At 74.6% G+C, this 14,130-nt stretch carries 12 protein-coding genes; 4 read left to right on the top strand and 8 right to left on the bottom strand.

Going from position 1 to position 14,130, the window contains the following annotated elements; genetic code table 11:
• Positions 1 to 49: 49 nt before the first annotated feature.
• Together AB0K65_RS07885 and AB0K65_RS07880 are read right to left on the bottom strand one after the other, a co-directional pair.
• On the bottom strand, positions 50 to 499 hold the full coding sequence (locus AB0K65_RS07885) for an SRPBCC family protein (protein ID WP_365714878.1): 450 nt from the start codon (positions 497 to 499) through the stop codon (positions 50 to 52).
• Between the two features lie 4 nt (positions 500 to 503).
• Positions 504 to 1,346, bottom strand: a complete 843-nt coding sequence (locus AB0K65_RS07880; RefSeq protein ID WP_365714877.1) for a DeoR/GlpR family DNA-binding transcription regulator — start codon at positions 1,344 to 1,346, stop codon at positions 504 to 506.
• 136 nt (positions 1,347 to 1,482) lie between these two features.
• Between AB0K65_RS07880 and AB0K65_RS07875 the strand changes: the two genes are divergently transcribed.
• Positions 1,483 to 3,978 carry a hypothetical protein gene (locus AB0K65_RS07875; RefSeq protein WP_365714876.1) on the top strand — a complete coding sequence of 832 codons (2,496 nt, stop codon included), beginning with the start codon at positions 1,483 to 1,485 and terminating at the stop codon, positions 3,976 to 3,978.
• On the opposite strand, the gene AB0K65_RS07870 is transcribed toward AB0K65_RS07875, so the two are convergent.
• From AB0K65_RS07870 to AB0K65_RS07855, 4 genes are all read right to left on the bottom strand, one after another.
• Positions 3,948 to 6,377, bottom strand: coding sequence for a right-handed parallel beta-helix repeat-containing protein (locus AB0K65_RS07870; protein ID WP_365714875.1), 2,430 nt, complete (start codon positions 6,375 to 6,377; stop codon positions 3,948 to 3,950). The two genes, AB0K65_RS07875 and AB0K65_RS07870, sit on opposite strands and share 31 nt — an antisense overlap.
• Before the next feature lie 82 nt (positions 6,378 to 6,459).
• Complete coding sequence (locus tag AB0K65_RS07865; protein ID WP_365714874.1) at positions 6,460 to 7,068, bottom strand: hypothetical protein; 609 nt, start codon at positions 7,066 to 7,068, stop codon at positions 6,460 to 6,462.
• Between the two features lie 118 nt (positions 7,069 to 7,186).
• A complete protein-coding gene (locus AB0K65_RS07860) occupies positions 7,187 to 8,011 on the bottom strand; it encodes an MOSC N-terminal beta barrel domain-containing protein (RefSeq protein WP_365714873.1) in 825 nt (274 codons plus the stop codon).
• A gap of 36 nt (positions 8,012 to 8,047) precedes the next feature.
• A complete protein-coding gene (locus AB0K65_RS07855; RefSeq protein ID WP_365714872.1) occupies positions 8,048 to 8,515 on the bottom strand; it encodes a DUF6643 family protein in 468 nt (155 codons plus the stop codon).
• A 237-nt stretch (positions 8,516 to 8,752) separates the two neighbouring features.
• Between AB0K65_RS07855 and AB0K65_RS07850 the strand changes: the two genes are divergently transcribed.
• Positions 8,753 to 10,060, top strand: a complete 1,308-nt coding sequence (locus AB0K65_RS07850; protein ID WP_365714871.1) for a TerD family protein — start codon at positions 8,753 to 8,755, stop codon at positions 10,058 to 10,060.
• On the opposite strand, the gene AB0K65_RS07845 is transcribed toward AB0K65_RS07850, so the two are convergent.
• Positions 10,061 to 11,248 (bottom strand): glycosyltransferase, encoded by a 1,188-nt coding sequence (locus tag AB0K65_RS07845; RefSeq protein WP_365714870.1) that lies wholly within the window; start codon positions 11,246 to 11,248, stop codon positions 10,061 to 10,063.
• A gap of 58 nt (positions 11,249 to 11,306) precedes the next feature.
• Here AB0K65_RS07845 and AB0K65_RS07840 point away from each other — a divergent pair, with 58 nt between their 5' ends.
• Positions 11,307 to 12,092: an aspartate/glutamate racemase family protein gene (locus tag AB0K65_RS07840; protein ID WP_365714869.1), complete on the top strand. Its 786-nt coding sequence runs from the start codon at positions 11,307 to 11,309 to the stop codon at positions 12,090 to 12,092.
• 60 nt (positions 12,093 to 12,152) lie between these two features.
• On the top strand, positions 12,153 to 12,797 hold the full coding sequence (locus AB0K65_RS07835) for a hypothetical protein (RefSeq protein ID WP_365714868.1): 645 nt from the start codon (positions 12,153 to 12,155) through the stop codon (positions 12,795 to 12,797).
• Positions 12,798 to 13,022: 225 nt separating this feature from the next.
• Here AB0K65_RS07835 and AB0K65_RS07830 read toward each other — a convergent pair whose 3' ends face one another.
• Positions 13,023 to 14,090 (bottom strand): O-antigen ligase family protein, encoded by a 1,068-nt coding sequence (locus AB0K65_RS07830; RefSeq protein ID WP_365714867.1) that lies wholly within the window; start codon positions 14,088 to 14,090, stop codon positions 13,023 to 13,025.
• Between the last annotated feature and the right edge of the window lie 40 nt (positions 14,091 to 14,130).

Genomic DNA, 14,130 nt, shown 5'->3' with positions numbered 1-14,130 from the left:
TACCTCCCAAGGGCGGGGCAGAAGTCCGCACACCATAGCTGGCGGCCCGTCAGATGCCCAGGAGCCCGTCCAGCACGCGGCCGAACAGCGTCCGCCCCGCCCGCGCCACGACGGGATCCAGCGCGCGGGGAGCCCCGCGCACCCACGCCTCCTCCGTCCAGACCGCCCGGGAACCGCCCGCGGGCGTGCCGAACACCTCGATTCTCGCCCTGCCCAGCACCAGGCGGCCGTGCTTCTCCAGCGCGCACACCCCGGGCCGCGCCCGCGAGCCCTCTTCGGACGGCGGCTCCCAGCGCACGACCTCCATCGGATCGTCGAAGGCCAGCCGCCCGATCCCCGTACGCGCCACGAACCGGGTCCCCACACCGGTGGGGCCGGGGGTCAGCACCCGGATCCGGGTCAGCGGCACCCGGGCGGCGTGGGCCGGCCAGTCGGTCAGGCGCCGCCAGGCCTCAGGGGCGGGCAGGGCGGTGGTGCGTTCGATCCGGAAGACGCTCACCCGCTCATGGTGCCCCGCCGGCTCGCGTTTCCTCACCCGCCACGACGAGGCCCGGCAGATGCTCGGACATCTCCGCCCGGGTCCGCTCCGACATACTCCGGTCCGTCACCAGCGTGTCCACCTCGCTCAGGCCGGCGAACGAACTGAGTCCCACCGTGCCCCACTTGGTGTGATCGGCGATCACCACCACCCGGCGTGCCGAACGCATCAGCAGCCGGTTGGTCTCCGCCTCCGCCAGGTTCGGCGTCGACAGGCCCGCCTCGACCGAGATCCCGTGCACCCCGAGGAACAGCACGTCGAAGTGGAGCGAGCGGATCGCCTGGTCGGCCACCGGGCCCACGAGCGCGTCCGACGGCGTACGCACACCGCCGGTCAGCACCACCGTCGCCGTACCGGAACGGGCCTCGGCCGCGGCACCGGGCCGGTGCGCCGCGTGGAAGACGTCGGCCACCCGGACGGAATTGGTCACGACCGTCAGCTCCGGCACCTCCAGCAGCTGCCGCGCCAGGGCGAACGTGGTGGTGCCTCCCGAGAGGGCGATCGCCGCACCCGGCGTGACCATCCGGGCCGCTGCCAGGGCGATCTCGTCCTTGGCGCCCGCCTCGAGGGCGGACTTGGCCTCGAACCCCGGCTCGTGCGTACTCGCCTCGACCACCGGCACCGCGCCGCCGTGCACCTTCTCCACCACGCCCTGCCGGGCCAGGGCGTCCAGGTCCCGCCTGACCGTCATGTCCGAGACGTTGAGCCGCCGCGTCAGCTCGTTGACCCGGACACCGCCGCGCCGCCTGACCTCGTCCAGAATGAGGGCGCGCCGCTGCTCCGCGAGGAGATTCTGATGGTCGCTCACCACCGGGGGCCGATCCTTCCGAAGGGGACTGGGGGATTGCCGACGGATTACGCAAGAGGCCCTGCGCGGGCCCACGGCCTTCCGCGATCCTGTTGTCTGCCGTCGCATACTCCCATCCAGAGAGCGAGACACCGAAGTGTCCCCTGCCACACCTGCCCCGAAGAGCGGGGGTGCGGCGCTCGAGCTCCTCGTCCACGGGGTCGGCGGAGCCACGCCGCAGGACATGCTGGACGATCCGCGCACCGTGCGGGTCACCGGAGACACGACCGCCGCCATGTACCGCCGGGCCGACGATCTCGACGCCGAGGAGCACCCCGAGCGCTACGCCGAGCGCCCCGTCCCCGAGGCGTACTGCTGGTCCAACCTCACCTCCGGCAACGGCGCCCGCGCCCTGTGGCTGCTGCTCCTGCCGTTCATGGTCGTCAACCTCGCCCACTGGATGCGGCCGCCCGCCCACGGCCGGCCCGGTCTCCTGCGGCTGTACGGCGTCCTGGTGCGGCTCGTCGCGCTCACCCTGACGGTGCTGCTCACCGCCGCCGCCTGCGAGGTCGCGCTCGACCTGACGGCGTGGCAGTGCGCGGGCGCCGCCGCCTGCGCGGAGGACCGCTCCTGGCTCGGCTTCCTCTCCGCCGAGCGAGGCGGCTGGTGGTCCCAGCCGGGCCGGCGCCTCGCGCTCGCCGCCGTCGTCCCCGCCGTGCTGGTCGGGCTGCTCTGGTACCTCTCCAACCGCACCTGGAGCGCGTACGAGGCCCAGCGCCCGCCCACCGGGTACGACGACCCGGGCGCCGAGACCCCGCAGGCGGCCGCGGCCGCGACCCGGGTCGCGCCCGCCCCCGACGCCGACTCCTCCGACGCCGAGGCCGCCATCGTCGACCCCGCCGAGGCCGACGCGGCGGCCGACGCCCCGGGCGGTCAGCCGCCGTCCTGGCTCCGGCCCGCGCTCGGGCGCCCCGGCTTCTGGTACGGGCGCCGCAGCGTCGCCCGGCTCCGAGCCGCCCATACGGCCGCCGGCCTCCTCACCGTGGCGGCGGCCGTCACCGGCGCCGCCGTCGGCCACGACCGGACGGCCGCCGATCCCTTCGCGGAGACGCTCGGCCGCGGCCTCCAGGCCGGTCTCCTCGTCCTGGCGGCGGTCGTCCTCTGGGTGGTGTGCCGCCGCGGCCGCAGCGAGAAGCGTCTCGACCTGCGGGTCGAACGCGCCCTGGTCTCCTGGCTGCCCTGCTCCTCCCTGGTCCTGCTGCTGCTCGCCCTGGTGCACGCGGGGTGGTCCCGCCCCGGCTGGCGCTCCGCCGGCACCCTCCCCGGCGACGTGGCCTTCGGCGCCCTGACCCTCGCCCAGGGCGGCCTCGTCGTCGCCCTCGGCATCGTGGCGCTGCTGCTGCACCGGCCCCACCGCCACCCCCGTACCGCCCTGTACGGCCTCGGCGGGCCCGCCGTCGCCATGCTGGCCTGCGCCCTCGGCGGCGTGATGTCCGGCGGCGTCGCCCAGCGCGTCGCCGACTGGCTGGACGGGCCCGCCACCCCCGGCATGGGGGAGGGGCCGCTGATCGGACCGCCCGTCCTGCTGAGCTGGCAGGCCTCCGTCATCCCGGTGCTGCTGCTGATGCTCCTCGCGCCGTGCGCGTTCCTCGTCCTGCGGACCGCCCGGGCGGCCCGCCGCCTCGGGCCCGTCGTCGAGGCCGACTACGGCACGAAGGACCCCGACCCCGTCCGTACCGGACGCATCGCCGCCGGCCGGGCCCGCGCCGGCCTCACCGACACCGCGCCCGCCTTGGTCGGCATCGTCTCCGGGGCCACGCTGCTGCTCGGCGCCGCCTCGGTCGCCGGGGCCTGGGCCAGCGACAACGTCCCCGGCCGCGCCTTCGACGGCGCCCACCCCGCCGTCGCGTCCGCCGCCCACACCGCGCAGGCCCTCGGCTCCTGGATGATCGGCTTCGGCTTCATACTGTTCGTCACCTGGGGCCGCCGCGCCTACAAGGACGCCTCGGCCCGCCGCACGATCGGCATCCTCTGGGACGTCGGCACCTTCTGGCCGCGCGCCGCCCACCCCTTCGCCCCGCCCTGTTACGCAGAACGGGCCGTACCCGACCTGACCTGGCGCATGCGCTCCTGGACCCGGCACACCGGCGGCCGGCTCGTCATCTCGGGCCATTCCCAGGGCAGCGTGCTGGCGGCGGCCGCCGTCTGGCAGCTTCCGCCCGGGACGCGCAGGAGGGTCGCGCTGCTCACCTACGGCTCTCCGCTGGAGCGGCTCTACGGCCGCTGGTTCCCGGCCTACTTCGGTCCCGACGCCCTGCGCGGACTGCATCGCACGGTTCACTGCTGGAGCAACCTCTACCGGGCCACCGACCCCATAGGCGGCCCGGTCCGAGTGCCGGCCGAGGGTGACAAGCCCGCCGTCGACTGCCCCGTGCTGCTCGACCCGGTCGCGTACGGCCGCACTCACGCGCATCCGCTGCCCGAACCGATCCTGGGCCACTCCGACTACCAGGCGCACCCGTCGTTCGCCACCGAACGCACCGGTCTCCTGGACCGGTTGCCGCCCACCCTGCCCCGCCAGCGGAGCGACGAGGACGGCCACGGCTCCGACGGCCCGGCGGCTCAGGGGAGTTCGGGCAGATCCTCCGGATAGAGCAGGGTCAGGTCGTCCGTGTCCGCCTCGGCGAGCACGGCGACCCGGCCCGCGTGGCGTTCGACCATGGACTCGAACGTCTGCCGGGCCGTGCGGCCGTTGCCGAACGCCGGGCCCTTCGGCAGTTCGCCGAAGTACTTCCGCAATGCCTCGTCGGTGCCCGGCGCGAGCCGGTACTCGTGCTCGTCGGCCTGCTGCTCGACGATCCGCACCAGTTCGTCCGGTACGTAGTCGCTGAAGGTGATGGTCCGTGAGAAGCGGGACGCCACACCCGGGTTGACGGTCAGGAACCGTTCCATCTCCGCGGTGTAGCCGGCGACGATGACGACGACCGCGTCACGGTGGTCCTCCATCAGCTTCACCAGCGTGTCGATCGCCTCACGCCCGAAGTCCCGCCCCGAGTCCTCCGGCGAGAGGGCGTACGCCTCGTCGACGAAGAGCACCCCACCGCGTGCCCGGTCGAACGCCTCCTGCGTCCGGATCGCGGTCGAACCGATGTGCTCGCCCACCAGGTCGACCCGCGACACCTCGACCAGGTGCCCGCGCTCCAGCACACCGAGCGACGCCAGGATCTCGCCGTAGAGCCGGGCCACCGTCGTCTTGCCCGTTCCGGGGTTGCCGGTGAACACCAGATGGCGGCGCACGGAGGCCGCCTTGAGCCCCGCCTCCTGCCGTCTGCGGCCCACCTCGATCATGTTGGTGAGCGTGCGGACCTCGAGCTTGACGCTCTCCAGGCCCACCAGCGCGTCGAGTTCCCCCAGCACGTCCTGCGAGGAGCGCGCCAGGGCGGGGGCCGGCTCGCCGGCCGGGGCGACGGCCGGCGAGGACGCGGCGGAGCGCGGACCGGGAACGGTGCCGAGCAGCCCGGCCGTCCGGGTCGCCACCGCGTTCGCGGTGAGTACGGTGCCGGCGTCCGCCGGAGCCGTCCGCACCCCGCTCTCGTCGCTCGTGCACTCCTCCACCACGGGCCCGTCCTCGGCGAACTCGTACCCGCCGCGCGCGCACCGCTCCGTGCGACAGGCGCGCAAGGTGGTCCGGCAGCCGTCCATCACGTGGAAGCCGTACCCGCCGCTCCCGGTCACCCGGCAGCCGAGGAACGAGCCCCGCCCCTCCGCCGAGACGTAGAAACCGGCCTCCGCGGGTGAGGTGACCGTGCACCGCTCGATCGTCGGATCGGCGCCCTTGGTGACGATCACGCCGGTCTGTACGGCGTCGATGGTGCAGTCGGCCAAGGTGCCGCCGCTGCCGTGGTCACGGAACCAGGCACCCGTGGACGCCTCGCGGATCCGGCAGTCGTCCAGCTGCGCGGTCGCCCCGTCGCTCACCGAGACCGCCGTGTTCCGCACCTGCGACAGATCGCTGTCGACGACATCGGCGCGCGAGCCCCGGTCGAGGACGAACAGCGCGTCCGGCACGTCGTGCACCCGGCAGGCGTCGAGCACGACCGTCGCCCCGTCGCTGACCCAGACCGCCGGATAGTCCCCCGTACTGTCGTGGATCTCGCACTGGTTGGCGTCCACCCGGGTGCCCGGGTCCCACACCGACAGGCCGTTGCGTCCGAAGCGGCGCACGGTGGAGCGGGTGAGCGTGAGGACGGAACGCGAACGCAGGTCGACGGCGTTCTCGGGGATGTCGTGGATGTCGCAGTCGGAGAGCGTCAGGACCGCGTCCGTGTCCAGGGTGACGCCGTCGGCCGAGGTGCGGTGCACGGAGGAGTCGGTGAGGTGGGCGGTGGCCCGCGCGGCGATCTGCAGCCCGGCGCCCTTGATCTCGTACACCTCGCAGCCGATGCCCTCCAGGCCGCTGCCCTCGCCGTGGACGGCGATCCCCGCGCCGGAGGCGTGGTGGACCCGGCAGCGCTCCAGCCGGGGATGCGCGCCGCCGCGGACGGAGATTCCGGACTGGCCGGCCGAGACGATCTCGCACTCCTCGAACACCCCGCCCGCGCCGTCCAGTACGGCGATCCCGACCCCGGCCGGGTTGTCGACGGTGCAGCGCCGGACGGTGGGACGGGCCGCGCCGCGGACCTCGACCCCGGCCGCGGAGCGGGTCACGATCCGCAGGTCGAGCAGTTCGGGCGTGCCGTCCTCGACCAACAGCGCGGGCGCGGCGGTGTCCTGTCCCTCGATGTGCAGGTCCTGGAGGGTCGCCGAGGCCCGGACGGTGAGGGGTACGCCGTCGACGGGGGCGATCCGGACCGAGCCGAGCCCGCCCTCCGGTCCGCGCAGCGTGACGGACCGCTGGATGACGAGGTTCTCCCGGTACGTGCCGGGCGCGACGGTGAGGACGTCGCCGTCCCCGGCGGCCTCCAGAGCTGCGGCGAGGGAGGCGTACTCACCCGTGCGCCGCCGCCACCGCGATGTGCCGGTGTGCGTCACCTGGACCGTGCCCTGTGCCATGGGTGTGTTCTGCCCCCGCCTCATGCGTCGCCGCTGATCCGATGCCCCACCGTAGCGCGCGCGGGCGCGCGGGGCTGACGAGTCAGCTGCCCGCGCCCGTGCGGCCCCAGTCGGGACCGGCCCTGGCCCACGCACGGTCGAGGCGTGCGTACCGACGGTGTACGAGCCGGCGTACGACCACCCGCCTGGCGGCCTCCAGGAACACCGCCGCCAGGGCCGCCGTGAACAGCCCCACGATGACGGCGTGGGCCCGGGCGGTCTCCTTCTCCATCGGCGCGGCCACCGGGCGTCCGCCCGGATCGGTCCAGAGCCGGAAGGTGTCCCCGGGGTCGGAGAGATCCCACCGGGTGGACACCGTCTCCGTCCGTACGGTCCCGTCGGGAGCGGTCCAGCGGGCCACCACGGCCCTGCGGAGCCGCGCCTCCTCGGCCGCCTCGGGATGCCGCGCGTCCGGCGCGGGGGCGTCGGCGAGCCGGACCACCCGCGCCGTCGTCGGGTGCCGCAGCTCGTGCTGGGCGCGCACGGCGGTCTGGAGGGAGGCGTCGGTGCGCGTGGCGGAGATCCAGCCGGCCGCGGGCACGGCGCACAGGAGCAGCACGAGGGTCGTCAGCGCGACCCATGCCTCGATCAGGTCCGTGGCCCGGCACAGGGGATTGCGGCGCCAGCGCCAGACCCCGGTGGCTGCCCGCACGGCTCGCACCCCCTCCTCGTCGTCGCTCTCCCAACGAGTCCGACCCCGGGGCGGGTTCCCCGCCCGTCGGGCGTGTTCCCCGGCTCCCGCCGGGGCTGCCCGCCCGGTTCGGCCGGGTTCAGTCGAGGATCTTGACCTCGTCGCCCACCCGGATCGTGCCGGTGTGTTCGGGGACGAGGTTCTGTCCGAAGATCAGCCGGCTGCCGTCCTTGCGGTACCGGGAGAGGGTCCGCAGCGGCTCCTTGCCCCGCTCGGCGGTCTCCTGGTCGGTGGTGGTGACCACACAACGGCCGCACGACTTGGCGACCCGGAAGGTGACCTCGCCGATGGCGAGCCGGGTCCAGTCGTCCTCGGCCCAGGGCGCGGTGCCCGCCAGGACCACGTTCGGCCGGAACCGGTTCATCGGCAGGGGGCCCTCGGCGGCGTGATCGCCCTGCGCGATCAGCGCGTTGAGGGCGTCGAGGGAGGAGGAGGCGGTGGCCAGCAGGGGGTATCCGTCCGCGAAGCTCACGGTCTCGCCCGGCAGTGCGTACGCCGGGTCGATCGGGCGACGGTGCGCCGGCTCGTCCATGTGGACGAGCCGCACCTCGGTCTCCAGGAACGCGCTGAACCAGGCGTCCGCGTCGGAGCCCGCCGGGACCGCCTCGACGGGGGTGTCGAAGACCTCGACCCGGATCGTGGCCGACGGCCGCGGCACCTCGATCGTCAGGGGCGCGCGGCCGGGGGCGGACACCCTGACGGCACCACCCGGCAGCGGTTCGGCCGACCCCAACGCCATCCGCGGATGACGGCGTTGGGTCACGACCTTGCCCGACGCGTCCACGACGGTCCAGCGGCGGTCGTCGGCCAGTCCCCATGGCTCGACCTCCGCCTCGGCGCGCGCGACCCCGCGCAGCGCCTTGACCGGGTGGACATGGACGGAGCGCACGACAGGAATCGACATGCCGTCATCCTGCCAGCCGCTCCGTACCGGTGTCGGTCAGTACCCACCACCCTGGTACGGGCGGTTGTAGGGGTCGTCGTACGGGGCGGGCGCCGGGGCGGGCCGTGCGGCCGCCGGGCGCATCGCCTCGTACCCGGTGGCCACCGGACGCTGCGGCTGCTGGGGCTGGACGCCCGGGTAGCCGCGCGGGCCGGCGGGCTGCTGCGGGATGTACGGCGCCGGGGCGTGCTGCAGCGGGACGGGGGCCATCTGCTGCATGGGCTGCGGATAGCCGTACGCACCGACGTAGGACGGGGCGGGGTGGCTGGGTGCCGCCGGGAGGGCGGGCAGGGCCGAGGGCAACGCCGGCAGGTAGCCGTTGCCGGTGTCGTAAGCGGAAGGCACTCGGATCGGAGCGATCTGAGGCGTGCCCCGCTCGGCGACCAGGGAGTCGTAGATCGGGGTGTCGGGGAACGACGGCGCGGTGTAGTAACCGCCTCCGTAGGTGGAGCGCGGGGAGGTCATGGCACATAAGTTAAGCCCACGATGTGCTGGTTGGGGAGCCCGATAAGAGGGTTGTTTGACGGGTTCCGAGCGACTGTCGATCCACAATGCGAGCGAACGTGACAAAAACGGTCGCCCGGAAGAGCGTCGATCTTGAAAAGCCGAGCTGGGGAGGGGTTACCCACGGGTCGGCCGGGTCGGTCCGGCATGCCCGGCATTAGGTTGACGTAAAGAAATCTTGATGTCCGAGCGGCCGCGATGGGGGCGAGCGTGTCCATGCTTAAAGGAGCGAATGTTCCGGTGCACGCGCGGAAGGTGCGCGTGGAATTGGGGTGGCGATCAGGTGCGGGTGTGCCGGATGTCGACGCCTCGGCGCTACTCCTTGTGTCGGGGAAAGTGCGCTCCGACGCCGACTTCGTTTTCTACAACCAGCCTCAGCACTCCTCCGGGGCCGTCCGGCACGAGGGGAAGCGCGCGCCCGGAGACGGGGACGGCCCCATGACGGACACCGTCGCGGTGGATCTGGGGCGGGTCGAACCGGCCGTCGAGCGGATCGTCCTGGCCGCCTCCGCCGACGGCGGGGCCTTCGGAAGCGTCCCCGGGCTGTACGTCCGCGTGGTCGACGCGGACGGCGGGGCGGAGATCGCCCGGTACGACAGCACCGACGCCACCGTGGAGACGGCCTTCCTCCTCGGGGAGTTCTACCGCCGCCAGGGCGCCTGGAAGTTCCGGGCGGTGGGACAGGGATACGGCTCGGGCCTCGCGGGTCTGGCCACGGACTTCGGCATCACGGTGGACGAACCGCGACGGCCGTCGGCCGGGTCCCCGGCGCCCGTCCCGCCACGGCCGGAGGCCGTACCGAGCGCCGCGCCGGCGGCCGCCCCGCCACAGCCGGAGGCCGCGCCGAGCGCCACACCCCCGCAGCCCGTCCGGCTCACGAAAGTCACCCTGACGAAGGAGTCGCCGACCGTCTCCCTCGCCAAGCAGGGCGGCACCTCCGGCGCCCTGCGCGTGAACCTGAACTGGCAGACGCGCAAGCAGTTCACCGGCTGGGGCGCCAAACTCGGCCGCGCCGTCGCCCAGCACGCCGACCTCGACCTCGACCTGTGCGCCCTCTACGAACTCACCGACGGCCGCAAAGGCGTGGTCCAGGCGCTCGGCAACGCCTTCGGGTCCCTCCACCAGCCCCCGTACATCCATCTCGACGGGGACGACCGCACCGGAGCCCTCGCCGCGGGCGAGAACCTCACCGTCAACCTCGACCACCGGGACCGGCTCCGCCGCGTCCTCGTCTTCGTCACCATCTACGAAGGCGCCCGCAGCTTCGCCGATCTGCACGCCACCGTCACCCTCCAGCCGCAGCACGGCGCCCCCGTCGACTTCTCCCTCGACGACTGCACCGTCCCCTCGACCGTCTGCGCCCTCGCCCTCCTCACCCGGGAGAACGGCGACCTCGTCGTACGGCGGGAGGCGCGCTACCTCGTCCCGCAGCGCGGGGTCAGCCCCCAGCGGACGGTCGACCAGGCGTACGGCTGGGGCATGAACTGGACGCCCGGCCGCAAATGACTACGGGTCGGGGGCGGCGTGCGGACGGGCGTACGTCCGGCCCTTCCACGCCGCCCCCCGGCCGCGGTAGTGCTGGACGGCCGAGTCGACCGTCATCAGGAGGTACAGCAGGGCGGTGAAGGGAAGGGTGAGAGCCGTCCAGAGCGGCTGACGGTAATAGCGGAGTATCGGAACGTACGTCCCCGTCATCACCGCCCAGGCCGCCGCCCCCGCCATACCCGCCACCGCGTCACCGCCGACCACTCCCGTCAGCAGCGCCACCGGCGGCGTCAGATAGACGACGGACAGGCCGGTCACCGTGCCGGCCAGGAGCAACGGGTTGTGGCGCAGCTGGGCGTAAGCGCTGCGCGACACCATGCGCCACAGGTCCGCGAGGCGCGGATAGGGGCGGATGCTGTCGACCCGCTCCGCCAGCCCCAGCCAGATCCGCCCGCCCGCCCGCCGCACCGCCCGGGCCAGCGACACGTCGTCGATCACCGCCTGCCGGATCGCCCCCGGCACGCGCGCCCGCTCGGCGGTCTCCGTCCGCAGCAGGACGCACCCGCCCGCCGCCGCCGTGGCGCGGGGACGGCGGCCGTTGATCCAGCGGAAGGGGTAGAGCTGGGCGAAGAAGTAGACGAAGGCGGGGACGACCAGGCGCTCCCAGCCACTGGCCACCCGCAGCCGGGCCATCTGGGAGACCAGGTCCAGGTCGTTCGCCGCCGCGGCACCCACCAGCAGGCGGAGGCTGTCCGGCTCGTGCGCGATGTCCGCGTCGGTCAGCAGGAGGTACTCCGGCTTCCGCGCGCGGGCCAGCGCCATGCCGTGACGCAGCGCCCACAGCTTCCCGGTCCACCCGGCCGCCGGTTCGCCCGGGGTCACGACGGTCAGCGGCAGTCCGCCGTACCGCTCGGCCAGCCGGCGCGCGAGTCCTCCCGTGCCGTCCGTGCTGTTGTCGTCGACGAGCACCACCTCCGCCTCGCCCGGATAGTCCTGGGTGAGCAACGACGGCAGGCTCAGCGGCAGCACCTCCGCCTCGTCCCGCGCCGGTACGACGACGGCCACGCGCGGCCAGTCGCGCGGCTCCCCGCGCGGGGGCCCGACGTCCTCGGGCAGGCGCTGGTCCGTACGCCAGAAGAACCCCTGACCCAGCAGCAGCCACCCCCAGGCGGCCAGCGAACCCACGGCGATCCAGGCAATGGCGCTCATTCGCCGCAGTCTGCCCCAGATCGCCGGGGACGCAAGGGTGGTCGGCTAGGGTGACCGGGTGAAGATCGCGCTCATGGACTCCGGAATCGGCCTGCTCCCGGCAGCGGCCGCGGTTCGCCGCCTGCGGCCCGACGCCGATCTGGTCCTCTCCTCGGACCCCGACGGTCTGCCCTGGGGCCCGCGCACCACCGAGGACATCACGGTCCGCGCGCTGGCCGTCGCCCGCGCCGCCGCGGCGCACGAGCCGGACGCCCTGATCGTCGCCTGCAACACCGCCTCCGTCCACGCCCTGCCCGCCATCCGTGCCGCGCTGGAGCCGGGGATCCCGGTGATCGGCACCGTCCCGGCGATCAAGCCGGCCGCCTCGGACGGCGGGAGGATCGCCATCTGGGCGACCCCCGGCACGACGGGCAGCCCGTACCAGCGCGGACTCATCCGCGAGTTCGCCGACGGGGCCGAGGTCACCGAGGTGCCCTGCCCCGGTCTCGCCGACGCCGTCGAGAAGGCCGACCCGGCGGCGGTCGAGCGGACCGTCGCCGCCGCCGCGGCCCTCACCCCGCGGGACGTCCGCGCCCTCGTCCTCGGCTGCACCCACTACGAGCTGGTCGCCGAGCGCATCCGCGCGGCGGTCCAGCACACCGACCTCCCGCCGGTGGTTTTCCACGGCTCGGCCGGGGCAGTCGCCGCACAGGCCCTGCGCCGTATCGGCGCCGAGCCCGCTCCCACCGCGGCCCCCGTCGGCGACCTGACCGTGATCCACAGCGGACGGCCCTCCCGGCTGCCGGCCGCCGCCCTGAGCTACGCGGAAGGCCGTCTGCTCGGAGTGGCAACCCCGGCCCGCTGACGTACCCCGGGTGCGGCGGGCGCCGAGCCGCGCGAGCGGAGTGTGAGTAGGCTGCGAGCCATGAGGGACCATCGCCGTCACCCCCACCATCCCCGGCCCCTGAGCTCCGACGTTCCGGTTCCCGAGGTGTGGACCGGTCGCGCGACCAACCGCATCCAGTGGGTCCTCGCGATCGCGGGCGCCGCCTTCGTCGCGCTCGGCATCGAGCTGGCCGTGGACTCTCCGTGGACGTCCGGCATCGCCCCGCTGCTCATGTCGGTGATCGGGTGCGTGGCGGCGGGGCTCCTCATGATGTTCGGCACCCTCGCGTTCGTCCATGTGGCGGTCAAGGTCGACGACACCGCGCTGGAGGTCCGCTGCGGCCACGTCGGCCTTCCGCGCCGCCGGATCCCGCTGTCGCAGGTGGTCGGCGTCGAGGTCGCGCCGGTCACACCGCGTCACTGGGGCGGCTGGGGCTACCGCTGGCGCCCCGAGAAGGGCACGGGGGTCATCGTCCGCAGGGGCGAGGCGCTCGTGCTGGAACTGGACGACGGGCGCGCGTTCACCGTCACGGTCGACGACGCGGAGGAGGCGGTCCGCGTCATCCGCGACCGGCTGGCCCGTGCCTCCGCCGCGGCCCGAGCCGTGCCCGAGGAGCCGATCGCTCCCACCGGCCCCACCATCCCCCCGGCACCTCCGACCACGACGGGGCCGACGAGCGCGTGAGACGGGCGGAGCCGTAGCCGCAGCGCCGGTTCCGGAACTCGTCCGGCCCGCCGGGCCGGGGTCTCGTCCCGTACGCCGATGTCCCGGGCTCGTGTCTGGTACGCCGTCGTCCCGGGCGCTCGTTCCCCTGCCCGCTTCCGCGCCGGTCCCGTGGCGCCGCCGGCGTCCGGGCGCTGAGGCTCTCGTCCGGCCTCGCGACGGCGGCGTGCCCGGGAGCTCGCGGGCTTACGTGTCGCCCCGTACGCCGGCCCGCCATCCGCCGTCCGGGTCCGGGGCGGGGGAGCGGGCCGTCGCGAGGCCCGCGAGGAGGCCGATGCCCGCGGTCACGGGTGTGAAGCTCAGGGCGTTGCCCACCGCCGCCAGGGCGGCGAGCGCCGTCAGGGTGGCGCCGGCCGTCAGGGCCACCGCCGTCGAGCGCGGCGAGACTCCCAGGCCCCACACCAGCCAGCCGTACGCCGCCCCGAGGAGCACCACTCCCGGAACGCCCTGCTCCGCCGCCTGCTGGAGGGGCGCGGAATGCGGTTTGCCGTCCGCCGCGAGCGTCTCCCGGGACGTCGGGCTCAGCGCCCCGAACCGGTCGGGACCGGCGCCCAGGAAGGGGTTCTCCTCCGCCAGCGCCACGGCGTCCCGCCACAGCAGGACCCGGTGGCCGGTCAGCTGGCCCTCCAGCGACACCGTGAGGCCCTCGGGCAAGGCGTCCTCCGCCACCGCCCAGGACGCCCCCACCACCAGACCCGACGCCAGCGCGAGCCCCGCGAGCCCGAGGGCCCGGCGCCGCATGCGTACCGCCGCCAGCGAGCAGAGCAGGACACCCAGCGCCGCCAGCGCGCCCACCACCGAGCCCAGCGCCACCGCCACACCCGCCACCGCGAGCGCCAGCCCCCGCAGCACCAGCCGCGCGGGCCCCGAGCCGGCCGCCACGGCCGCGCCACAGGCCGCGCCGGCCGCGAGGACGAGCAGCGCGGCGGCCGCTCCCGTGTGCCCGGGCGGCACGGAAGCCGCCGGAGTGGCACCCGGCACGCCGGGTCCCGAGGCGAGCGCCAGGCCGAGCGCGGCGAGCGACGCGGCAGCCGCCGCGGCGACGGGCAGGAGGGTGCCGCAGATCCGGCCGCAGGCGTATCCGGCGGTGAGGGCGAGGACGGCGAGGAGGATCCCCTCCGGGCGGGCCTCGCGTCCGGCGGCGCTGACCAGCGACCACGCCGCGCAGGCGCCCAGGATCACCACCCCGGCGACGTCCGGCGCCCGGCCGCGCTCGCGCGCGGCCACCCGCTCAGCCGCAGGTGGTGCAGTCATCCCCGTCGACCCCCGATCAGCCTGGCCGACACCGTAACGG

The sequence above is a fragment of the Streptomyces sp. NPDC053755 genome, from assembly GCF_040677675.1.
Taxonomy (GTDB): Bacteria; Actinomycetota; Actinomycetes; order Streptomycetales; family Streptomycetaceae; genus Streptomyces.
This window is presented reverse-complemented; position numbering and strand designations above follow the sequence as displayed.

Bases quoted from the DNA above. Each gene is read 5' to 3' on its own strand.
- AB0K65_RS07870 (WP_365714875.1), bottom strand. From the start codon at position 6,377: ATGGCACAGGGCACGGTCCAGGTGACGCACACCGGCACATCGCGGTGG.
- AB0K65_RS07860 (WP_365714873.1), bottom strand. From the start codon at position 8,011: ATGTCGATTCCTGTCGTGCGCTCCGTCCATGTCCACCCGGTCAAGGCG.
- AB0K65_RS07855 (WP_365714872.1), bottom strand. From the start codon at position 8,515: ATGACCTCCCCGCGCTCCACCTACGGAGGCGGTTACTACACCGCGCCG.
- AB0K65_RS07850 (WP_365714871.1), top strand. From the start codon at position 8,753: ATGGGGGCGAGCGTGTCCATGCTTAAAGGAGCGAATGTTCCGGTGCAC.
- AB0K65_RS07845 (WP_365714870.1), bottom strand. From the start codon at position 11,248: ATGAGCGCCATTGCCTGGATCGCCGTGGGTTCGCTGGCCGCCTGGGGG.
- AB0K65_RS07835 (WP_365714868.1), top strand. From the start codon at position 12,153: ATGAGGGACCATCGCCGTCACCCCCACCATCCCCGGCCCCTGAGCTCC.
- AB0K65_RS07830 (WP_365714867.1), bottom strand. From the start codon at position 14,090: ATGACTGCACCACCTGCGGCTGAGCGGGTGGCCGCGCGCGAGCGCGGC.